Here is a 22767-nt window from a genome sequence, read left to right as displayed (position 1 = left end):
CCCAGATAGCACAAGATTGGTTAGAGTTTGCATACAGACAGCGGATGACTTATAAATCAGGGATAGATCTTTCCGCTCTGAATCAAATCTTTGATTGTTCTTTGACAGCTTTTCAAATATATTCAATTTAAGGATCGCTTGGCAAATTCAAGTGTATTTATCGAAACGAGTCATCTCTGCGATTCAGGCATCCGGTGGACTAGTCTTGTATCATTCCAGCATGGATTCCCTTCAGCAAGGGAATGGCATAACTTTGTAAAAAATCGCGCAAATTGATTTTGTTGTTTCAAGAAAGGGAAGAAGAATGACTGGTAAAATAAAAATTGCTGTTTTAGGTTTGGGAATAAGCCTGGGGTGCTTCGCAGGGGAGATGGGTACTATTCAAAAAAGTGGTTTTTACCTGCAAGCGATGCTGGACTACAATTGGTTTCATTATAACAATGCGTATACTGCTTCCTTTTTTGGGCCACAAAATATTACGGCACTTGAAGCGTCTATCGATGGTCAATGGGGTTATGGCTTTGGTTTGGGATATCGGTTTAATGATTATTTGCGGACAGCCATAACTGTGCAGGCACGGCCGGATGTTAACTTTGCTGTAACTGATGATGCTCCTGAAACAGCAACAGGACATTTTGATAACTACACTTATATGCTCAATGCCTATTTATCTAACCCTGATTTTTCCATTATGAATTTCAACCCTTATATTATGGCTGGTGCCGGCGTTGCTTATAACAAAACAACGAACATTTACTGGCCAGCGGCTGCTCAGACGGAGTTCGCTGACAAGGCAACAAAATTTGCCTGGCAGTTTGGTATTGGAAGTCTTTACGCCCTCAGTGACTCTTTGTTAATAGATATCAATTATAATTTTATTTCAATTGGAGAAGTGAGGAACTCAGGTCAGTATAATGCTATTGCAGCCAATAATACTCCAGCCTCAGGTGCGCCAACAAAATTCACCAACGTATACAGCAATCAAGCTGAAATTGGTATTCATTATCAATTTAATGCCTAGCAATGCGTAAATTGAAAGATATAGTCGATAAGCTCATTTGGTAGGATATGTTGATTAACACGAACATGCTCAAGATCATGTTTGATAATGTCATTTCGACAAGAGGCGCACAGGGCAGAAAAAAGCTCTCCTAGGTTTGTGTCCTTGCTCCTTGAATGGGTCAGATAATTTAACATATAAATTTTAAAATTGAAGGGGAGGTTTTCAACATAGGGAAGTATGAGTTTTAAAGTGTTTTCATCTTTCAATAACACAGTTTGTGCTAAGTCAGTGACTGTTGTAATTTTTAATTTTTTTGGCATTCTTTCTATTAAATCGGCCAAGATAAAAATTTTATTTTGATTGCTAGTTAATTTGACTTCTTTAATGAAATCCTTTGCAAAAGTCCTATATTCTTTTTTAGGTATATATTCACCTAATAGTACAACGGATTTCATTATCCAATATTGGAGATTACTACGAAAGCCAATCAAGTCTAAGGTTGTCTCTTCAAATAAATCAAAGACTGATATTAAATGACCAACTAAACTGGCAGCTCTTTCCGGAAAAGAAAGGCTTAACTTTGCCATTATAAATAACTCGAATCCAAAATTATCCACGGTTGGTGCGCGAGTCGCTTTTTCCTTATCAATTTCTCTGAATAAGTTATATGTATTTGTATACGTTGGGTGGTTGTTTTTATAGATATAGGTAACATAACGCATATTTGCATTATATAACCCAATAGTTTGATTTAGGAATTTAAATTTCCAGTGTTTTGGAATGAGTGAAGTTAAATTTGAGAGAGCAGAAAGCGCCGCCGAATTTTCTTCCTTGTCTGGACTTGAAATACACAAAGAAAGACATGTTAATAATTCCTCTTGTTGGTTTTCAATATTGGATAGATCATCAATATTGGCCAACATTTTTAATGCTGTTATGGTGCTTTCTTGATTATCATTTCTTAATTTAGTGATGATCAACTCGGCTAATTTTTTTTGTTCTTTTGTAGTGAGGTGCTTCCATTCGGAAGTAAGTAGTATTAGTGCACTATCATTGTGATTGATTATAAAATTCTTTATTAATAATGAAATCTTAACTGCGTCATTGGTAGGGCAAAGATTTCGTAGTTTTAACAGAATTCTTGCTGGGTAGAATATTTTTTGATTTGCGCCGATTCTATAAAAATACAGTTGTCTGTTTAAAGGTTCAGAAAGCATTGAAATAATATCGCTATAATGACTTTGATTGATATGGACCAATATCTTATCAAGAACTTTCAAGGCCATGTTGTCATAAGTATTATCTTCACTGGAAAGCGGGCTGTTTTTTCGGCTGACAATTTTCTTAAAATATTGAATAACTAGTTTTTGATTCTTTTCCTCCATAAAGGGGAAGTAAGCCTTGATCAATATGCAGGCTTGATAGATGGAATCTTGTCTTTTACTTTTAGTCATTGAGATTATTCTCTCAATGACTGCCTTCATAAGTTTCGATGGTAATAATTTAGGGAGAGAAGCAAGTAAGCTAGCATTTTCATCGCTCATTTTAGAGTAGAGTGATTTGATAAAATCTTGCGGTAAATTGGTTAACAAACCTTTTGTTGCTAGCTTAATTAATAATTGTTGCTGATGGCTTGGAAGGCCTTGAAATTTGTCAGTTTTTGAGTGAGTCTGCTGGTCGGAAGCACCAAAAACTTGAGTGTTTAAATAATGTTCCAGGAAATTTGTTAACTTTAACTTCATTTTAACTGGTTCAGATAAATGAACCTGATGAATTTCATAGACTGAAAAAAATCCGGATAATAGCAGAATCAAGTTTTCATTGGCAGATTGAGCAAGATGTTTGTTCAGCAAGGCAGTAAGTGAAAGAATAAAGTTTTTATTTCCATTATGTTGAGTATCTCTTATTAATTGGATAAGTAGGCAATCAAACTTACTGCTGTCATCCAGGTCAAGGGAGGAAATACAATCGTCAATAAGTTTTATAAAAATGTCTGCGGGCTCGATGAGTCCATCAATATTATATTGAGCGATTTTTCCAATGTAATAGGATTGGTCAAAGTTAATTTCGGGCCCTTTCTTTTTGTGGGCTTTTGAATGTTTTAATAATGCTTTCTTTATCTTTTGTGTACTTATCACTAACTCACCAATTGATTCATTTTAAATCAGTTTAAAAATTTTTTTACCATTGCATTTCAGCTCAGATCTCTCATCAATAAACTTGATGTAAGGAAATAGGGGGTAGGTCTTTCTCTTTTCCTTAGCGAAAATAAGGGGAGTATAAGAAAACGGGAAAGCCCCGTGACCCTTGATTCCGTAATATTCTTCATTGGATCCTCCTTGCGGTAAGGTTGGGTAACTTTACCATATTGTCACTTCTGGTAGCTGGGTAGAAGGAAGTATGAGTTTTATATCATTGCTTGCTAAAAAGGTTAATAAATATTCGAAATAAATTGGGAAGTTGGGTTAAATATGGCTATATTTGTTAGTATGTGAACACTGCCAGAATATTCAAACTCTGGATAAGTAGCTAATCAAATTAATTTCAGGGCAAGGGAAAGGATTTATAAACAGATTTGAATGTTTTTGGAGCATCTCAATCAAGATAAACAAGGAAAGCATAATGTCTAAAACCATCTATTTTTTCAGTAACAATTTGAAACTGGAAGGAAAACTGGAGGAACCAACAGGTCAATGCCTTGGTTATGTTTTATTTGCCCATTGTTTTACCTGCGGTAAAGATATAGCAGCTGCGAGCAGAATTGCCAGTGCTTTGGTCTCTAATGGATTTGCGGTATTACGGTTTGATTTTACAGGCCTAGGCCGTAGCGAAGGTTCTTTTTCGGAAACGAATTTTTCTTCAAATGTTGAAGATTTGATTGCCGCCGCTGACTATTTAAGAACTCATTATCAGCCTCCAGTTCTGCTGATAGGGCATAGTCTTGGTGGTGCAGCTGTTCTGCTTGCAGCCAGGGAAATCACTGAAGTAAAAGCAATAGCCACTATTGGTGCTCCCGCTAGCGCTCATCATGTGAAACACCATTTTTCTGCTGATTTAAGTAAAATAGAATCTGATGGCGAAGCTCATGTTACCCTGGGCCCACGCTCATTCACTATTAAAAAACAATTTCTACAAGATATTGACAGATACCAGGAAACGATTAAAAGCGACGCTGGTAAAGCCTTACTCATTATGCACTCTCCTATAGATAAAGTGGTATCCATTAAAGAGGCCGAAAAAATCTATAAAGCCGCCCAACATCCCAAAAGCTTTATCAGTCTTGATAAGGCTGATCATTTGTTAAGTAATAAAAGGGACTCACAATATGCTGCAGAAGTTATTGCAGCCTGGGCCAGCCGTTATTTAGCTCCTTCATCAGAAGATAAAAGGGCTGAGTAGGCTCAGAGTTCTCCCTTTTCCTTAAGGGAGAATAATTGGGTGTACTAAGGAAAAAGAAAGACTTGCCCCTTTAGATGGAATTAATGATTTGTTTTGGCTTCCCCGGTATTGGGGTCAATATACAGCTTCCTTTTTTCATGGTTGGCTGTTTCACCTTTTATTTTATAAATACCTTCATCAAACTCAATTTCAATGATTTTGAATTTACCCTCATTTTCAATTTTTTTGGTAATGTCTATGATGGAATACTTCGGCTGTGGGTGTTCTTGCTTTTTTAAAATCTTGCCAGTGGCTGGGTCGAGGTGAATTTCAAACTTAACGCCTTGTTCATTGCTGCCTTCGACAGTCAATATGCCATCGTCAATTTCAGCGTCATGGATGTTTTTATACCCTTGGTCAGACAACTGTTGAAGAATAGTACTTAATTTTACAGTAGAAGTTTCTTCAGATTTTGTTGCTTCGGCCATGGCAATAGGGGCGGCCAATAATCCTGAAAATAAAATCATGGGTTTAAGGTAATGTTTAATATTTGGCATCCTGCTTATCTCCTATGGGTAGTGTGGTATTCAAAGTCAAACAAATCGTTAAAAAAGGAATCTTTTGAAGAAAATTTGTTTTAGGTTTAACTATAGTCATTTTAGCCTTGGAATGCAAAATCACTTTGATTTTACAAGGAATTTCACCGCCTTCGGTGCTTGCTTTGTATTAATTATCTAACATTTTGATTTCATTTTGTTGAATGTAAAATATGCGGCGGCCGAAATGGCACCTGAAATAATCCCTATAAAGAAATCAACTCCTATAGACATAATTGACGACAGGTTTTCTGTGTAATGATGAATGGCGGGTATTTGATGAGTAATAATACCCCCTCCTACTAAAAACATGGCAATTGTTCCTGCCAAGCTTAACATTTTCATAAGTACCGGTGCTGCGCCAATCAAAAGAATTCCAATTTGTTTAAGCAGGTGCTTTTTTCCCCGTAAAATGAAGCCCAGATCATCCAATTTCACAATGCACGCAACCAAACCATAAACACCAATGGTCATAATTAATGAAATCAAAGTTAATACCGCTATTTGGTTAACCAAGGATGTAGCAGCGACCGCGCCTAATGTGATGACAATAATTTCAGCCGATAATACAAAATCCGTCCGTACAGCACCGCTAATTTTTTCTTTTTCAAATTGGCGCATATCGATGGTCTGTGTATCTATTTTCTTTTTTGCAGCCTCATTTTTTTTATGGAAAATTTTTTCTACAATTTTTTCAAAACCTTCAAAACATAAATACAATCCACCCAAAATCAATAGGATACCCACCAGTGCAGAAGCGAAAAAATTTATTAAAATCGCTAATGGAATTAATATTAATTTATTAATAGCAGAGCCTTTGGCCACTGCTCCTATGACAGGTAATTCTCTGCTCGCATGAATGCCTATTATTTGCTCGGCGTTGAGTGCCAAGTCATCACCCAACACCCCCGCTGTTTTTTTAGTTGCCACTTTAGTCATGGCAGCTATGTCATCCAGTGCTGTTGCAATATCATCGATCAGTGTTAATAAACTTGTTCCTGCCATATCGGAGCTGACCTTAATTTAATGATTTCTTTAATACTAAAGCAAATTCAAAGCATTGCAAAAACATCTCTTATTTCCCTTTTGAAGATTCGAACCTGATAATATAAAAAACAAGATCATTTCGATGGTGGTATCCTGATTTCCAAAGTTCTAATTTTGAATGCATCGCTCACAAGTTAATATTTTATCTCTTACCCCAAATGTTAAAATCACCGATTATCTGCTCAAAGGAACTAGTATTTTGATTTAATTAAAATGATAAGTGTTAATACGCTTATTATTCAATATCGTGAGATTGGGGGCTTTTTCTTAATGTCTTGAGTTGGCTCTGCCTTGATTTTTCATCCAGCATTTTTTGTTTGGATCTTCTTGAACGTCGACTCTTCTGGCGTTTTATCTTTTCAATTTTTTGTTGTGTTTTTGTTTTTTCATCGCTAAATATCGCCTGTAATTTCTCGCAAAGTCGTAGTCTTGCAAAATAGCGGTTGTCTTCACGACTCCTGGATTCCTGACATTTTATTTCCATGCCGGTAGGCAGATGTTTTAAGTAGACTGTTGATGCTGTTTTATGCAGTTTTTGCCCACCCTTACCACTGCCGAGTATAAATTTTTCAGTGAGATCTGTTTCATAGATATGAAGATTGCTCATCTTCTCTGTCAATATCTCCCATTTCTCTTTGCTAATCATGAAATTTCTTTGGTCCAATAAAAAATGCCTTTAAATCATTATAATAGCTGAATTCAAGCCAAATAATTTTCCTTAATTTGAAGACACTATGAGTATATTACTTAGTCGTGTTTTTTATAAAAAACCGTGCAATTTCTTCAGTTAAATGAGTAAGGTTCGTATTCATACTCTGTACAAGCGCCTCAATACTGATTAAGGGGACTTTAATATGGTAATAAGCATTTCCTTTGTGGATTAACTCTTCTTTTCGATAAATAAGGTATTCGGCTCTTAAAATACTGTTGCCATGAATATCAATTTCAAATTGTGAAATCATGACTTGAAGATGATAATCCGGGTGGAACTTATTGTTCCAAGGTGAGACCTGAACGACTACTCCTGGCATTAGAGTTGAAAGATTAGTAGTTAATACAAGAGTAATATTCTTATCCAAGGCCCCAGCCCATTGGTTAAATTCTTCAAGAGTTAAGTGATGGGGAGTCTGGTGAATCATTAATTGAGGTTTTTTCATATAATCAGGAATACTCACTTCATCAACACCAATCTGTAAATGATTATAGGAGTTACGGCTGTTTTTTTGAGGGGAAATAGGTGTTAATAAATAAAATTGAGTTTCTTTGCTTCGACCGCAATCGCAGAGTGTTAAGGCAATGAGCAGTATTAAGAGGAACTTCACAGGTTTCTTTCGAAACTCAATATAGTTAGAAAAAGGCGAGGATGCGATGCTCTCAAAGGAGGAATATATAAAAGAGGCTCGAACACTACTTAGCCAATGCAGATCTCTGATGCAATAGAATTTTAAAAAATGTCTATTGTTTTTCATCTTTTGCCTCGAAGTAAAGATTCAGGATATCGAGACAAATAATCCGTCAAGTTTTGAGTGGAGTAAGCTGCACTGGTAATTTGTTTTAAGCTTTGATTTAAATACGCAACAACACTGGGCACATCTTGGTTTAAGCTAGAGGCTAGTTGCCCTAAATTTTCAGAAACTTTTTGTATCGCCTCTAAAGTATCTTGAATTTCTTTGGAACGAACTAATTCACTGACGTCTTCAAAAGCCTTTTTCGCGGCCTCAAACGCTTCTTCCATAGATGTATATTTTTCAGCTGAATTGTGAGTCGGGAAAACAGGATAAGAATGGTAGTATGTTTGTTTATATTTTACCGCTGGGGTTGGCTTAATCAACTCAATTTCAGCAACGCCTGTTAACAAGTTAGGTTTGGTGATATTTGCTACATACCCATTATCAATAAGCAGGTGAATTGGGTCTTGGCTAAAACCATAGGTTCTCTCGACAAAAAATTGTACGTAAACAGGAATAAGTACTTTACTGTGCTCTTTATTTTCAGTGATTTCTATGACTTTGACTTCACCGATCTTCACGCCTCGATAGGTTACTGGGGCAGTAGTGACTAGCCCTTTTAAAGAGCCTTTGAAAAACATGACAAAAGTTTGTTTTTGTGCGCGTTTGTATTCTATATAAAAAAAAGTACCGCCTAGAATCATTAAACATAGGGCGCCTACTATAAAAATACCCACTAATGTATAGAATCGTTCGTTATGCACGTCGTCCCTAAAACGTAAGAGTAATATACATACTGGCAATGATCAGCCAGAATGAGCCACGCGTTAAAATTCGAGAAACTGCTTTTCTCAAATAAATATGTCTAATAGATGCTTCATAATAATAATAACCAGAAGTCAACCCGACTATGATGCATAAAATCAATGTCTTAAAGACCGAGTATATCAGATCAAATAAGGTTGTCGAGCTGACAACATAGGATAAAAATTCATTGTTTGTAAACCCTAACATAAAATGAAAAGTGAGATAAAAACTAAAAAAGATAGCGAATACAAGATAAACATAGAGCAGTAAGGAGGCAATGTTCATACCTACAATGATTGGTAATACTTGAGCAAGGATAATTGCCTCGGGATTCTCCTGGTAATGCTCCAAACGGGTGTTAACCATATGTAAAGCGGCTTGGATACATAAAATGAAGCCAATAAGTACCGGTAATATTTCATGGGTTAAAATATTTTGCACAATGGGAAGTACTCGTTGATGTAGTTGAAAAGGTTTTAAGAGCGCATAAACCGTTTGTGAAACAGTAGCGCCTAATAATATACCAATAAAACTCAGTAGAATAACAAGCCGCGCTCCAGAATAGTAAATCATTTCTAGTGTGTTAGGCCAGACGATGGACAGTTTGCCAAAAATAACTTTGATAGTGCTATGAACCAAATGGCCTAAAAATCGAAAAGCGAGCTCAAGCGAATGGAGAAAAGTAATAATAGGCTTCGAAAAACGGCGAAAAACATACATGGCTAATCCATTAGTCCTCTTTCAAAATGCCGCTAAAAGAATAATAGCTTCCTTAGCAAGATGCTTGCATCAGGCAAAAAAGTTTAATAGAAGTGAGACTTATTGCTCTTTTACTATAGCTGAGAATAACACGCTGTTTGGTTAGTTGCTAGTGATCTTCGGGTGAGTGGAGGATTAAAATAAGATTGTAAATATAATAAACGCCGAAGAATAAGACAGATGCATTCGACAAATGTCGGGCCAAAGCCCAAACTATGATTGCTCAAATAGGGCAGGCCATTGAATCAGCACTTAAATTATCTTTCTCTTCCTCCGATGTTTTTTGCGCAGCGCTTTGACTGGGCTGGGCAAAGAATTGAAAAGCACGGCGATGTGCATATTGTTTCTCGGCTTTTGTGTCACTTTCAATAAAATAATCCACCAGATCATGGGCGAGGGAGCTTAATGCAGCAAATATAAGGATTACAGCTAAAATTTCAATAAGTGCTGCATATCTTTTGGTTGTGAAGATTAAAAATACATACGCCGTAGGTATACTGATAGATAGTAATTCTTCAAATAGCTTAGCTAGAGAACTTGCTTTAATTCTTCCCGACATCATTTGTACTATCTCTTGATGATGGCGTTTTTTATCAAGGCGAAATAATGTATTCGTTATTTCTTTGGTATATTCTGGCAGGTCTAGAATTAAATCACGCCAACCATAATTGGTTTGTGAAAGAGCAAGTTTTGATCTGGCATCAAGAAACTCAAGAATCATTACCTTAATTTCGGGAGGTAACTTTTGGAGTCCAGGCACTTTGGAGTTGTATTTTGCTTTCATGGTTTATAGCCTAAATAATTTATTTCTGAAAAAAATTAAAATTTATTTTAGGTCGTTTTGGATTTTGTCAAAAATGATTTATTTGTATATGAGCTATATAAAATAGTTATATGCGGGCATCATTAATGCGCTGCCAAGTGCTGGAATTATTGCCAGGAATGCAAAACCAAAAAACAAGTAGGAGAGCAATAGCTCAACGAATGGTGATATAAAAATAAGAAAAAATTCAGGAAATTTCCATATAATGAGTTGGCGAATAAAGGCATCTAAAATAAATAGTACTAATAAAGAAAGGTTACCCACATAAAACCCGAAAATAAAATAAGGATAGAGTTGATCAGCAAAAGCTTTGTGTTTGAAAGCGAATAATAAAGCAGTGGCAATAAAGGTAGACAAAAATATTAAAGTTCCGCTGAGCGTAGATTTTGGGGAGGCAAATAATGTCGATATGGAATCATCATAACCAAAAATAATGAGCCAAAAAATGCTACCCAATAGCCAATAACCAACAAGATAACAGATAAGTAATTGCAATTGTTTCACGATGTTTTCGTTCATAAAAAACTCAATCAAGCCCTATTATACTTGAGTCTTTCCATATTCAATATTTCAATACAATTCTTATGAGCAAAGGTGTTCATGTGGGTTCATTAGATCCAATTGGTAAAAACGTTTTTATTTTGAACAAAAAGGGATAAAATGCCTGCTTTACAATAAATTGGGTTATCTAATGACAACGCTTTACATAAAAAATTTAAGATATAATGAAGTAGCAGTCTGTCGTGCCTTATTTGAAGCCGCAGAAAAGACTGAAGAAGGAATAAAAACCAAGAGATATGGCATTCAAATGACGGCTGATATGCCTGGTTTATGGTCTCCTCTTTCTAATTATGACATTGAGAATGATCTCAGAATAGCAAGAACTCATCGCAATGGAAGAATGAGGGAAATTGGATATTTGACCGTTAATCTTGTATTTCAATTTGATAGTCTGGATGTTACAGAGTATGAAACAAAATATGGTATTTCAGCAAAAGACGTTTTAGAAAAAGCCGGATTTACATGCAGTAAAGATGCGGCAGGTTATTCTGAACCTGTTTCAACTTCAACAAGGTTATTAGACCAGGAAACCAAACCGGAAAAACCAACCCAAACAGGTATTGTTAATACTTCATTTTTTTCTCTAAAGAGCGTGGATACAGATAAAAGATTTACCAAGTCGACAAAACCAGGAATATTATACGAAGCAAGATCCTACGGTAAAATAGAAGATGATACTTTGAAAAGCTATGGTTTTACTGAAGGACAATGGGAAAGGCAGAAAGAGGGTATCGAGAATATCGTTATTATTAAAAAACTCACCGAGAGTATTTCTCCAAGTCCAGCCGTTTTGGATGAAGCTGTTGACAATATTCCAACCCTATCCTAAGGGGTATCAATTTTAAAATGCCGAAATTGAAAAATAATGGCTCACTGTCAATCAATTTCGGTATTTTATATTTTCGTAATAAGTTCTGTTAATTTAAAAAATAAGCAAAAATCATTGTAATAGCTGAATTAATCAAAATAATTTTCCTTATCATTATCATTGCTTATGGATGATCTGATAATTTGAATGATTTTTTTACTAACGGGATTGTTGTGTTTTTCAGGCCGGTAGACAAGACAAATCTCATCTTTAAACACAGGTGCATTGTTTAATTTTTTAAGATGTTTGTAGGGATAGGTGACCCTGGTAGGTAGAATGCCATACCCAAGACCTAAGGCCGTTAGTTTGGCTACCACTTCAAGACTGGTAGAATTAATCACGCCATTGAAAGTGAGCTTTTTGCACATTTTTTTAAGGATATATTGCGATTGGGCAAGCTTTCTATCATAAATCAGTTTATTTTGTGCGTCATTGGCATAAAAGACAGTCACTTCATCAGTAGATAGCTTTATTATAACGAGATCAGGGTGTTGTATAGGGTTAACAACAATACCAAAATCTGCTTCCCAACTTATCACTTTTTCAGTCATCTCTCTTGAGTGGCCATGAATAAAATTAACGCCAAGACCAGGATAGTTCACTTGCAGTTTTGGCATAAAGTACTGGAGAGTGTAAAGCGCGACGGAAGGGTGAAGGGCGATGGTATAGTTTCCCTGAACAAAACCTGATTCAGGATTCGCTATGTTTTGCACTTGCTCCCATTCATATAATAGGCGATGAGAGCGCCGCTTAAACTCCTCTCCAAGTTTCGTTAGCTGGATTCCATTTTTAAGCCTGATAAATAGGAGGCCGCCAAGTTTGTTCTCCAATCTCTTTATGGAATAACTAAGCGCGGGTTGAGATATCCCAATAATTTCAGAAGCTCTTGTCATATTGAGCGTATCACTGGCCGCAATGAAGTACTTTATATCATCTAACAATAAAGACATAACTCATTAACTCAATTTCAGGTATAAATAAAATTTATCACAATAATTAAAATAAATCATTTTAATTATCTGTTGAAGATCTGTACTCTCTTTTTCAGGAGGGAAGGACAATGAAAAATACAGCGTTTTTAATTACAGAGAATCATTACCCTAAAGATTATATACTTAAAAAGTCATCCGATAGTGACCTTGCTATAGGAGTAGCCCAAAAAATACTAGCTGAAGTAATGATTTTTCGCCGTGTCCCGGATGCCGTTAGTTTATGCGGTGCGGGTTGTCGAAAGTGTACTTTACCCCATTTGCCCAAAATCATCTCGGCAGTTAAAAAGAATGAACCGGTTACCTTTATATTGCCAGCCTTCCCGGGAAAATCTCCCAACCCTGAAAAAGTTCTGGGTCACCTGCCAGATCATGCTGAACGCCTTTCTCTTAATTTTTTGGGGACACTTTGTCAGCGAATAAAAACATTTTATACCCCGGGGATTAAAATTATTCTGTGTTCCGATGGAAGGGTTTTTAGCGATGTGGTTGGAATGAATGAAAGTGATGTCACAGCCTACCAGCTTGAGCTGGACAGACTTATAAAAGAAATGTCCCTTACAGATCTGTCCACTTTTAATCTTGATTATTTTTATAAAGATCTTCATTTTGTCCAAATGCGTGACGAACTCATGAAAAGATATGGGCAGTCCCTGGACTTTCTTAAACACAAGATTCGTAATGGCGCAAAACCTTCAGCAAGCCCCGATGAGCAAGAAGCCAACCGTATGTATAGAGGAATCACGCGTTTTCTATTTGAAGATGCCATGCATGCCGGTCAAACCAAAAGTCGTACTGCTATCCAAAAAGAATCTCGTTCTAAAGCCTATGAGGTTATCAGAAGAAGTAATGCCTGGAGTGCGCTCATTTCTGAACACTTTCCTGAGGCGGTTAGGCTGTCCATTCACCCCCAAACTTGCGGCTCAAAAAAATTAGGGATTCGGTTAATAGGAAATGAAAGCTGGATGACCCCTTGGCATGGCGTTGCCGTTGAAAGCAAGAAAGGGTATGTCTTGCTGAAGCGCTCGGAAGCGGAGGCTTTAGGCGCAAAATTAATTTGCTCCTCTGATGGTCGGCACAGTCATTATCAATTGATGGCAGAGGTGTGACATGAATTATAAAGTGACTCCTATAAAACCATTTGGTGTGCTCCTGGAGCCTATGAACGAACAGATAAAAGTAACTGATGTCGATATAGAGAACTTACGTCATTTATTTACCAAGAATCAACTCGTTGTATTAAGGGGTTTTGACGCATTTCAGAATGCCGAGGATTTTTCTGACTATTGCGAATTATGGGGAGAAGTTAGCCTTTGGCCATTTGGCAAGGTACTTGAGTTAATTGAGCAAGAGGACCCGGAAGACCACATTTTTGATCATAGTTACATGCCCCTGCATTGGGATGGTATGTATCGACCCCAAGTGCCTGAATATCAGATTTTTCATTGTGTGAAAGCGCCTTTGCCTGGACAAGGCGGCAGGACCACTTTTTCAAATACTATTTTAGCGTTACAGTTCGCTACTTCCGAAGTCAGGGAATTATGGAATAAGGTAACTGGTACCTATCAAAGAAAAATGGAATTTTATAGCAGCAAGACGGTATCCCCAATTATCACGAAGCACCCTCAAAAGGATTTTACTGTCATTCGCTATAATGAACCTCCCTCTGCAGATAAAGGTCATTTTGTAAACCCATCCGATATTGAATTTACCGGGATTGGCCAGGATGAGTTGGATTTCTTCCACCGAAGCTTAGAAAAAGCTCTTTATTCACAAGATAATTTCTATGCCCATGAGTGGCAAACCGGGGATATCGTCATCGCAGATAATTTCTCGCTATTACATGGTAGAGAAGGATTCGTATCCAAATCGCCTCGTCATATCCAACGCGTTCATGTTTTGAGTAATCCGCCTTTTGATAACCCTGGTCTGGAGTCTTATGAATGAGCGAGCAAGTTGCAGACGTTGTGATTGCTGGCGCGGGTCCAGTAGGCCTTATGTGTGCCTATCTGGGACAACTTTGTGGTATTCATACTGTTATTGTCGATAAGTCTGATGGTCCTTTAGAGGTCGGTAGAGCGGATGCCCTTAACGCGCGCACTTTACAACTTCTTGAATTAGTCGATTTATTTGATGAACTTTATCCTTTAGGAAAAACCTGCAACACCAGTTCTGTATGGGCAGACGGACAATTTATTTCCCGACAATCGTCATGGTGGGAGGAATTAGAAGGTTGTTTGCATAAACATTTCCTTATGCTTGGTCAATCCTATGTAGAGAAACTGTTGGATGAGAAACTTAAAGAGACTGCAGCAGCAGTAAAACGTTCAACAGCGATTGTCAACATTGAGCTGAATGAAGCGGGATGTCTCACGACTCTGGCAAATGGGGAGCGTATTCAGTCACGTTACCTCATTGGGGCAGATGGCTCTCGTTCCTTTGTACGCAATCACTTTGCAATACCTTTTGAGATCATACGGCCACAAATTGTATGGGCCGTAATCGATGGTATGATTGATACTGATTTTCCAAAAGTTCCTGAAATCATCGTATTTCAGGCAGAAACTTCAGATGTGGCCTGGATTCCAAGGGAAAGGGAAATCGACAGGTTTTACGTAAGAATGGATACCAAAGATTTTACCTTGCAGGAAGTAATGGACAAAATTAATCATGCCATGCAGCCTCATTCCTTAAGTTTTAAGGACATTGTCTGGTTTTCACAATTTTCGGTCAAAGAATCTGTAGCAGAGCATTTTTTCATTCAGGATCGCATTTTTCTTGCTGGTGACGCATGCCATATTCATTCGGTAAACGGTGGACAGGGCCTCAACACAGGTCTTGCAGACGCCTTTAATCTCATGTGGAAGTTGCACATGGTCATGCATTGCGCTGCCCCCAAAGAACTCTTGCAAAGTTATGAAAACGAGCGTAAACCAGTGGCTCACAATGTGATAGAGACTTCGGGTGAGCTTGTGCGTTCGACCAAGTATTCACCTAATGGAACTCATGCCCAAGACTATGTAAAAATTGTACAAAGACGTGCTGGAAATATCACCGGGATGGGGATTCGTTATGGAGAATCAGGTTTTCGTGGCTCTCGGCTTTTTGATTTTGAAATTTTTAACGGCATCACCAAAACACGACTTTACTCTCTTCTGGATTATATGAAATTCACCTTGCTTATCTTTGGTGATTGTGAAGTCGGGCTGCAGCCTCCAGAGTTTATAAAAGTCATTCAAATATATCCAAACCAATGCCAGGAAAATTTTTGGACAAATAACACAAAGTATAAAAATCAGGCCATTTTAGTAAGGCCTGACTCCTACATTCACTCTTGCGCACCACTAGATAAAATGGAGTCCGTATTTGAGATGGCGTGGTTATGCTGAAAAAGCTGATTTTCTTGGCAATAGGAATGTTCACAGTAGGCTGCAACACATTTCTGATTGCCGGTCTTCTTCCTCAAATAGGCCAAACGATTCGACAACCTGTTGCAGTAGTTGGGCAAGGCGTGAGTTTATTCAGTTTGACTTATCTGCTTTCGGCACCACTTTTTTCAATTCTCTTTGCTGATAAGCCGGTAAAACGCATTATTCAGCTTGCACTGGCTCTGTTCCTATTTGGCAATTTAATAACACTACTTTCTGGAAATATCGTGCTGTTTTTAATTGGAAGGTCTGTTGCAGGAGCAGGTACCGGGATCTTTACTCCCTTATGTATCAGCATTGCAGTTTATTTTGTCAGCCCAACTGCCAAGGGGCGTGTTTTAAGTTGTGTCTGGGGTGCTAACAGTGCAGGTGTAGTATTTGGTGTCCCTGCTGGACTCTACCTGTCTTCAATATTTAATTGGCAACTATCGATTACTTGTCTTGTTGCTTTAAGCTTGGTTGCATTAATTGGTTTTTCATTGCAAAACACTGATATAAGATTACCCAAGTCTCCGTCATTTGGACTCAGACTGCGCCTTATACTCGATCCAAAAACGCTCTCGGTGATTGGAATCACTTGTTTTACCGCTGTAGCCAGTTTGGGACTATATTCGTATGTCACCTTGATTCAATCAGGATCCCCTAATTCACTCGGCATGACCTTATTGAGTTGGGGAGTGGGAGGATTCTTGGGAAGCTCACTGATTGGGGTTATTATCGATAGAACAGGTAAACCACAGGTTATTATGGCCTTAATTTTAGCAGGTCTTATGCTTGCTCTAATTGCAATACCATTCACCAAGAGCTTGCCTTACCTGGGATTAATCCCTTTTTTTATGTGGGGTGCTTTCGGGTGGGCTATAGCGACTCCCCAGCAGCACATTTTATATGAATTACATGAAAATCAGGGAACCATCCTGGCTGCTATCAATTCCTCGGCCTTGGGGTTGGGATCGGCTTTGGGAACGCTGCTTGGTGGCCTAATCATTTCTTACGGATTCAGGGAAATCTACCTTCCTTTTCCTGCCGCAATGTTATTGCTCTGCGTATTGATAGGTCAGCTAATAATTAACAATTCAAATAAGGTAAATAATACATGAACAGACCCGTTGTCCTCGTCGACCCATTATCATCAGGAATAGAATTGGCTCCTGCCTTTAAGGCTCGGGGGATACCTGCTATTGCAATCACGCTTAAACATCCGGATTGGATTGGGTTTGGAGCAACAATGCAAACCTCCGACTTTGTAGAGATTATTCCAGACCAACCAAATCTTGTGGAGGTGCTTCGAAAATACGACCCTCTTGCTATTATTCCCGGCACCGAGGAAGGCGTTCCTCTCGCAGAAGCTTTGGCCATCGCTCTAACGCCACAGTTTGTCAATGATCCTGAAAAATCACAGAATAGATTACACAAGGCTCTGATGCAGGAAGCTTTGCAGAAAGCAGGAGTTCCTGCTCTCAAGACGCTCAATACGGCATCCGAAAATGAAGTTGAATCTTGGATTAGGACAAACGGATTAATTGATTCTCCACTTATAATTAAACCCTCGGTATCAGCTGGCAGTGATAAGGTCTTTCACATTCCGGCCAAAGGGGAGTGGAAAAAAGCGTTCAACCAGGTTTTATCCGAGCCATCTAAAATTACCGGGAAAAATAATGAAACCGTTGTTGTGCAAGAGCAAGCAATAGGAACAGAATTTGCTGTAGGTACGGTGAGTGCCAATGGAAAACACTATTTAGCGCATTTAATCCAATACAATAAAACGTCCTTTAATAATCGCAAAACGGTTTACGACTATGTCGAATTCGTGCCTTATCGTGAAGAAATGTATGGTGAATTATTTAAGTATACGCAAAAAGCATTAGATGCCTTGGGAATTCGCTGGGGAGCCGCTCACAATGAAATCATGCTCACTAAGGACGGGCCTCGCCTCATAGAAACAGGCGCCAGAATGTGCGGTGGTCCAGTGGTTGGCTTTGCTCGAGAAGCGACCGGTAGTAGTCAAGCCGATAAATTAGTGGAGATTTATGTTGATGGGGATGTCTTAACCAAAGAATACGTATTTAAAAAAACGGTTGTGCCAGTTTTTTTGAAATCACCTGCGAAAGGCAAAATATCAAATGCGGAAGCCTTCGCCGACATTTCTAAATTGCCGACATTTCTTAACAAGCACCTTTGGTTTAAAAATGGTGACCCTGTTCCACAAACAGTGGATTATCTAACGAGTATTGGAATTATTGGGTTGGCTGGAGACCGCACGTCCATTTTATTGGATTACGAAAAAATTCGAAGCATGGAGTCGAAATTAGTTATCCAGACACTTTAGAGTTTCTATTGCTGAACTGCTACCATTGAAATATTTTTTCAATGGTTTGAATTATTATAGTCACTTGAATTTTAAATGACCGACCTATTGCCTGATAAACAAGGAGTCCATCAATTACAAATTTGCCTATACTTATATTATTTATTTAAAAATAAAAAATGGATAACAACTCCAAAAGCTTTGGTGAAGTGAATGAGCGAATAGGTCATGCAATACACTATGTCTGTTTAAATGCATCGGATGCAAAACTCATTAAATCCCATATTCAAGAGAGCTACCAGAGCTGGGCGAATAGGCTTTATGACCGAGTTTTTTTGAACTGGGGATTATGTGATAAAAAAATATATGGGGAATTATCGGCATTAAATTTTGATTTTTCTAAAGTAGGCTTTTTCCCTCATGTTTATGGGCAATCGCTACTTTTTTATTTGATAAGGCCATTAATAAAAATCCATTTCTTTAATAAAAGATTACTTGATGTGGGTTGTGGTAATGGCGTAGGTTTGAAAATAAGTTCTGAATTATTAAAAGCAAAATACGCGTTAGGCATCGACTTGGTCAACAAGCTGGTAACTAATTCCAATAATAGCTTCTACACAGAAGATAAAATTAATTATATGCAGGCCGATGCAGAAAATATGGCTATAGCAAACGAAAGTTTTGATATTGTAATTAACCTTGAAAGTTCACATCTTTATCCACAAATCGAGCATTTTTTTGCTGAAGTAGAGAGGGTTTTAGTGCCTAACGGATTTTTTTGTTATGCGGATGTTCATTTTGATGTGAAGCAGCAAGCGCAACGATTAGAAGCTTTTGTGAAGACAAGAAAAAATTTACGCATCATTGAAAAGCATAATATTACTAAAATGGTTCAAGCATCAATTTATCAGCGTTTAATTGTCAATGAAAAAGGATTTTACCAATTAGCTCAATACCTTTTGGGACCTGATAAAATCAACTTTACTTCAGAGCTTGCTAATGTAGCCAGTTCAATGGGTCTCATGTTTCTTCCCTGGTGGAGGATTCGCTTTAAAAATCCGGCATTGCAAGCGCTTGGGAAATTTGCTCGCCGGTGCAAGCACTGGAATAAAAAATATTATTTTTATTATTTAATTCAAAAGATAGATTCATGAAAATCAGTCTGTTATTCCAGGACAGTATTTTATTTTGAGTCTGATAAATCCTAAAATAGTCGCTTTATTGAGATGCGCTGGATATAGCGAGGATAACGTACTATGTTTGTCAAATCTTCACGTATAGATCTAAACAGGCATTCAAAAATATGGATTAATCCTGAGGGAGAGATACCTAAGAAAATTATAGAGAGATTAAAGTGGCAAAAAGAAACTAGGCCGGAGGATACAATTACTTTATTTGTAAATAGGGCTTGTGGAGATAAATCCAGTTCTGCATTGGAATCATTAAGAGCTTGCGGAATTAAAATAAAAATAATTGAATTATGTTTAGAGAAAAATGAAAAACAGGATGATCCATTTGTAATTGCCTGTTTTAATAAAGCCTTGGATATAGCTAAAAAAGAGAAAAATCTCGCGGATCGAGTCAGGGCATCTGTTCGGGCAACAAACGTTCTACGGATTATGAAGTTAGTGCAATATGAAGGATTGTACTCAGATAATGATATTTTATTTTTAAAATTTGAGACTATCAGCTTACCCACTCCGTATCTTTTTGGTCAATATGATGGAGAGGTAAATGATGTTCATCTCTTTGGAGTGGCTATAAATGACCCTCTCACTACGGATTACTTTTATACCCGGTTAGTTGAAAAAATGAAAAGGCCTTGGGAGGAAGAAATTACCCCTGATGAGTTTGAACCACCATGTGGTCTTTATCTTATTCCAGATGAAATAATATCAAAAATCCAGTTTGGACACTTAAAATTTGCAGAGATAAGAGATTGTATTATTACAGGAAGTGATCAATCCCACCATGATATTACGCGTGCAAAAAAATTATTAAATTCCGAAGAGGATAGCTTGCTGGATGAGGCTAAAAGCGCAGTAGCCTCGCAAGAAAAGGGATATCGCGTGTGATGATACGGATGCCCATTATCTCGGAGAAAAGTAAAGTTCCTGTCAATTAATACATGGCTCTTAGTCTTGCTACCCGCTCTGCTGTCGATGGATGGGTTGAAAATAAGTTAGCCAGCTTTTCTCCATTTAAGGGGTTAATGATAAACAGATGCGCAGTGGAAGGGTGCGTTTCTGCTTCATCAAAGTATTGCTCATGGTTGGCTTGATCAAGTTTTAACAAGGCACTGGCAAGCCAGTGTGGATTCCCGCAAATACGCGATCCACCGGCATCTGCTTCAAACTCCCTTGAGCGTGATATAGCCATTTGAATCAATCCTGCCGCCAGGGGGGCCACTATCATCATGATCATGCCAACGACAGGATGGACACCCTCTTCATTATTTGAATTGTGGCCAAACATGGAAAGCCACATGAACATATTGGCAATCCCGCTAATCGCCCCTGCTATTGTTGCACTTACCACATTAATTAAAGTGTCGCGGTGGATTACATGAGCCAGTTCATGAGCTAAAACTCCTGTTACTTCTTCTTTATTGAGCCTATCCAGTAATCCTGTTGTAACAGCGATACTGGCATTCTCCGGATTTCTCCCCGTTGCAAACGCATTTGGAGTTGAGTTATTAATTAAATAAACTTTGGGTACTGGGGTTCCTGCCCTATGCGCAAGTTCTGAAATAATGCTGTTAACAAAGTGATTATTGGGCAGAGGTTCAGCATTATACATTTTCAAAACAAGAACATCTGAGTACCAGTAAGCTGAAAAATTCATAACTCCTGCAAATACTAATGCAATCAGCATTCCTGTAGAGCCTCCAAGCAATCCTCCAATAACAACTAGCAATGCTGTTAGAGAGGTTAGCAAGATAAAAGTTTTCAGGTTATTGATCATTTTTCATTACCTCATTTACTCTTCCTATGTCTTATATGTCATAAATAAGGTCAGATGCTAAAAATTCAACTTGGAATGTTGTCTCTGTTTATTTATGTCCATGCTTTGGAGCTGGAAATCAAGAAAAACCCATTGAGAGTAATACGGTGTTGTTTTTATTTTGAGATCAATGTGATATATTGTTGATCAATTTCGTATGTCATTAAACATTTTATGTATAGTAAATATCCAGCATTTTTCCCAAATAAGAATATAAAATCTTTCTCAGGTGTGCAGTTTTCAAATATTGTAAAAATTCCCCCTGCAATCGAATCATTATATCGAGGTGATAATAATCTTGCAGGTATCATTTTTCTTTTGCCTACTCTGATTACAGGAGTTTTTTGTCATAGCTTTCCTGAGGTTGTGGATATGGAGCAAATAAAATTGCACAAATTAACCAACCTATCTAATGATTTTCATATGGTGAGTATGTCAGATGATCCTCAAATTGCATTAGATTGGGGGAAAGGATGTTTTATAACAATCGACCCTGTTTTATTTTCTGATTATATTGTAGATGTTCATGCAACCTTTAGTAAAAACCAGCTCAATTTGCCTGGTCGAATGGAGCGAGAAAGAGAGCATGTTGCTTTAGCTGTACCCTTTTGCAGCATAAGAAAAATAACAATTCACAATAAAGAATTAGTTAACCCCTTTTATCTCAACATACCTCAAGACAATAAAGAAGCGAGAATGGAGTTTAATACTCTTTACTGCCAGTTAATTTCACTTATAAGAAACAAATATACTCAGGAAGTAAATGAGAAAGAAGAGCAAACCGCATTACGTGCCTGTACTATAGATTATTTAGAATTTTATGCTAAATTCGGTGGTTGCGATAATCCTTTTGATAAAACCCTTGCAGAACTAGTTGAACTTTATCCGGAATTTATGAGCTATCTTTTGCAATCAAATTGTCATCTTTCATCAAAAACAGGTTTGATGAAAGAGATTGTCGTGAACTCATCAGATAATTTATTTAAAGAACATCCTTATACTCAATCGATTGATGCTTCTTATATTTATAGGGTTAAAGAGAGCACTACTTGTTATGAAGATGACTGGGCAAAGCCAGTTTATGATTAGTAATAAGAAAGATGCTGGTTTTCCTTGAATTCGTTGAAGATGACCACTAACGAGGTGAGGGCATTTGATCTACGTTACCTTCTGTATTATCCAAAGTATCTGAAAACACGGAATCTGTTTCATCTGTATCACCCAAAAAATCAAAATCTACGGGCGTACCGATGCGTTCTGGTTCCAGTTGTTTAATGATGTTAGCTAAATAAATTGTGGTTTTGTGATTAACGAACGATGATACTGCAATGACTTTTTTATTAAGTAACAGGTGATAATATTCATGAACCCCATCGTTACCTTTTTGAATAGCAATAGATGGATCAGCGGGCGTGATAAAATAAGTATTGCCGGCTTTTTTAGATGTAATGCGTGAACCTAGTTTTTCAAATAAACAATCCATGCCTTCTTCAGGAAAAAGAGGAAATTCCTCTTTGGTATCTGAAGTGGTAAAAAAGGAATAATCAAAAAAAGATGATTTTTTCATATAGGAGCTACCATTAAACATAAATATGCTCAAAATTATATCATGATAAACGATTTAAAGGTATTTGAATTGCTAACCACTGACGCTACCATAACAAGTGGAAGAGTATACTTGAGTGGTAAACAGGATAATAACGTCGATGCAAATTTTTGAAGTAATTCAGGATGAGCATGCATTATAAA

Annotated in this window: 23 protein-coding genes; 11 read left to right on the top strand and 12 right to left on the bottom strand. The window is 37.5% G+C overall.

Annotated features, from left to right (window positions below; all coding sequences use genetic code 11):
• Positions 1 to 304: 304 nt before the first annotated feature.
• Positions 305 to 1021: an outer membrane protein gene (locus CC34_RS1000000116955; RefSeq protein WP_028378802.1), complete on the top strand. Its 717-nt coding sequence runs from the start codon at positions 305 to 307 to the stop codon at positions 1019 to 1021.
• Here the strand turns inward: CC34_RS1000000116955 and CC34_RS0106035 are convergent.
• Complete coding sequence (locus CC34_RS0106035; RefSeq protein WP_129894875.1) at positions 1018 to 2745, bottom strand: hypothetical protein; 1728 nt, start codon at positions 2743 to 2745, stop codon at positions 1018 to 1020. The genes CC34_RS1000000116955 and CC34_RS0106035 overlap by 4 nt on opposite strands.
• Before the next feature lie 880 nt (positions 2746 to 3625).
• Between CC34_RS0106035 and CC34_RS0106030 the strand changes: the two genes are divergently transcribed.
• Positions 3626 to 4402 (top strand): alpha/beta hydrolase family protein, encoded by a 777-nt coding sequence (locus CC34_RS0106030; protein ID WP_028378288.1) that lies wholly within the window; start codon positions 3626 to 3628, stop codon positions 4400 to 4402.
• A gap of 80 nt (positions 4403 to 4482) precedes the next feature.
• On the opposite strand, the gene CC34_RS0106025 is transcribed toward CC34_RS0106030, so the two are convergent.
• From CC34_RS0106025 to CC34_RS0105990, 8 genes are all read right to left on the bottom strand, one after another.
• Complete coding sequence (locus CC34_RS0106025; RefSeq protein ID WP_028378287.1) at positions 4483 to 4938, bottom strand: PepSY domain-containing protein; 456 nt, start codon at positions 4936 to 4938, stop codon at positions 4483 to 4485.
• Between the two features lie 177 nt (positions 4939 to 5115).
• On the bottom strand, positions 5116 to 5982 hold the full coding sequence (locus CC34_RS0106020; protein WP_028378286.1) for a DUF808 domain-containing protein: 867 nt from the start codon (positions 5980 to 5982) through the stop codon (positions 5116 to 5118).
• 277 nt (positions 5983 to 6259) lie between these two features.
• Entirely contained in the window at positions 6260 to 6670 is a 411-nt protein-coding gene (locus CC34_RS0106015) for a peptide chain release factor family protein (RefSeq protein ID WP_028378285.1), read from the bottom strand.
• Between the two features lie 97 nt (positions 6671 to 6767).
• Positions 6768 to 7493 (bottom strand): PqiC family protein, encoded by a 726-nt coding sequence (locus CC34_RS0106010; RefSeq protein WP_028378284.1) that lies wholly within the window; start codon positions 7491 to 7493, stop codon positions 6768 to 6770.
• Complete coding sequence (locus CC34_RS0106005; protein ID WP_015444926.1) at positions 7490 to 8176, bottom strand: MlaD family protein; 687 nt, start codon at positions 8174 to 8176, stop codon at positions 7490 to 7492. The genes CC34_RS0106010 and CC34_RS0106005 overlap by 4 nt, the downstream gene beginning before the upstream one ends.
• 67 nt (positions 8177 to 8243) lie before the next feature.
• On the bottom strand, positions 8244 to 8999 hold the full coding sequence (locus CC34_RS0106000; RefSeq protein WP_028378283.1) for an ABC transporter permease: 756 nt from the start codon (positions 8997 to 8999) through the stop codon (positions 8244 to 8246).
• Positions 9000 to 9261: 262 nt separating this feature from the next.
• Positions 9262 to 9822 carry an F-box protein gene (locus tag CC34_RS0105995; RefSeq protein WP_028378282.1) on the bottom strand — a complete coding sequence of 187 codons (561 nt, stop codon included), beginning with the start codon at positions 9820 to 9822 and terminating at the stop codon, positions 9262 to 9264.
• Positions 9823 to 9915: 93 nt separating this feature from the next.
• Positions 9916 to 10380 (bottom strand): hypothetical protein, encoded by a 465-nt coding sequence (locus CC34_RS0105990; protein WP_028379245.1) that lies wholly within the window; start codon positions 10378 to 10380, stop codon positions 9916 to 9918.
• Between the two features lie 145 nt (positions 10381 to 10525).
• Here CC34_RS0105990 and CC34_RS0105985 point away from each other — a divergent pair, with 145 nt between their 5' ends.
• Positions 10526 to 11251, top strand: a complete 726-nt coding sequence (locus CC34_RS0105985) for a hypothetical protein (RefSeq protein ID WP_080274117.1) — start codon at positions 10526 to 10528, stop codon at positions 11249 to 11251.
• Positions 11252 to 11379: 128 nt separating this feature from the next.
• Here the strand turns inward: CC34_RS0105985 and CC34_RS0105980 are convergent, their stop codons facing one another.
• The gene (locus tag CC34_RS0105980; RefSeq protein ID WP_028378279.1) at positions 11380 to 12240 is read right to left on the bottom strand and encodes a LysR family transcriptional regulator; all 861 of its coding nucleotides are present in this window, start codon (positions 12238 to 12240) and stop codon (positions 11380 to 11382) included.
• 110 nt (positions 12241 to 12350) lie between these two features.
• Here CC34_RS0105980 and CC34_RS0105975 point away from each other — a divergent pair, with 110 nt between their 5' ends.
• The 7 genes from CC34_RS0105975 (at position 12351) to CC34_RS0105945 (ending at position 20090) form a co-directional block, all read left to right on the top strand.
• Complete coding sequence (locus CC34_RS0105975; RefSeq protein WP_028378278.1) at positions 12351 to 13388, top strand: L-tyrosine/L-tryptophan isonitrile synthase family protein; 1038 nt, start codon at positions 12351 to 12353, stop codon at positions 13386 to 13388.
• Between the two features lies 1 nt (position 13389).
• The gene (locus CC34_RS0105970) at positions 13390 to 14226 is read left to right on the top strand and encodes a TauD/TfdA dioxygenase family protein (protein ID WP_028378277.1); all 837 of its coding nucleotides are present in this window, start codon (positions 13390 to 13392) and stop codon (positions 14224 to 14226) included.
• Positions 14223 to 15668, top strand: coding sequence for an FAD-binding protein (locus CC34_RS0105965; RefSeq protein WP_028378276.1), 1446 nt, complete (start codon positions 14223 to 14225; stop codon positions 15666 to 15668). The genes CC34_RS0105970 and CC34_RS0105965 overlap by 4 nt, the downstream gene beginning before the upstream one ends.
• Positions 15662 to 16807, top strand: a complete 1146-nt coding sequence (locus tag CC34_RS0105960; RefSeq protein ID WP_028378275.1) for an MFS transporter — start codon at positions 15662 to 15664, stop codon at positions 16805 to 16807. The genes CC34_RS0105965 and CC34_RS0105960 overlap by 7 nt, the downstream gene beginning before the upstream one ends.
• Positions 16804 to 18036, top strand: a complete 1233-nt coding sequence (locus tag CC34_RS0105955) for an ATP-grasp domain-containing protein (protein ID WP_028378274.1) — start codon at positions 16804 to 16806, stop codon at positions 18034 to 18036. The genes CC34_RS0105960 and CC34_RS0105955 overlap by 4 nt, the downstream gene beginning before the upstream one ends.
• A 158-nt stretch (positions 18037 to 18194) precedes the next feature.
• The gene (locus tag CC34_RS0105950; protein ID WP_028378273.1) at positions 18195 to 19169 is read left to right on the top strand and encodes a class I SAM-dependent methyltransferase; all 975 of its coding nucleotides are present in this window, start codon (positions 18195 to 18197) and stop codon (positions 19167 to 19169) included.
• Positions 19170 to 19271: 102 nt separating this feature from the next.
• On the top strand, positions 19272 to 20090 hold the full coding sequence (locus CC34_RS0105945; protein ID WP_028378272.1) for a hypothetical protein: 819 nt from the start codon (positions 19272 to 19274) through the stop codon (positions 20088 to 20090).
• 46 nt (positions 20091 to 20136) lie between these two features.
• Here the strand turns inward: CC34_RS0105945 and htpX are convergent, their stop codons facing one another.
• Positions 20137 to 20979, bottom strand: a complete 843-nt coding sequence (gene htpX, locus CC34_RS0105940) for a zinc metalloprotease HtpX (protein WP_028379244.1) — start codon at positions 20977 to 20979, stop codon at positions 20137 to 20139.
• A 213-nt stretch (positions 20980 to 21192) separates the two neighbouring features.
• Between htpX and lart1 the strand changes: the two genes are divergently transcribed.
• Positions 21193 to 22107, top strand: a complete 915-nt coding sequence (gene lart1 / locus CC34_RS0105935; protein WP_028379243.1) for an NAD(+)--arginine ADP-ribosyltransferase Lart1 — start codon at positions 21193 to 21195, stop codon at positions 22105 to 22107.
• A gap of 46 nt (positions 22108 to 22153) precedes the next feature.
• On the opposite strand, the gene CC34_RS0105930 is transcribed toward lart1, so the two are convergent.
• Positions 22154 to 22585 (bottom strand): hypothetical protein, encoded by a 432-nt coding sequence (locus CC34_RS0105930; protein WP_231957861.1) that lies wholly within the window; start codon positions 22583 to 22585, stop codon positions 22154 to 22156.
• Between the last annotated feature and the right edge of the window lie 182 nt (positions 22586 to 22767).

Source organism: Legionella pneumophila subsp. fraseri, from assembly GCF_000586315.1.
Taxonomy (GTDB): Bacteria; Pseudomonadota; Gammaproteobacteria; order Legionellales; family Legionellaceae; genus Legionella; species Legionella pneumophila_B.
This window is presented reverse-complemented; position numbering and strand designations above follow the sequence as displayed.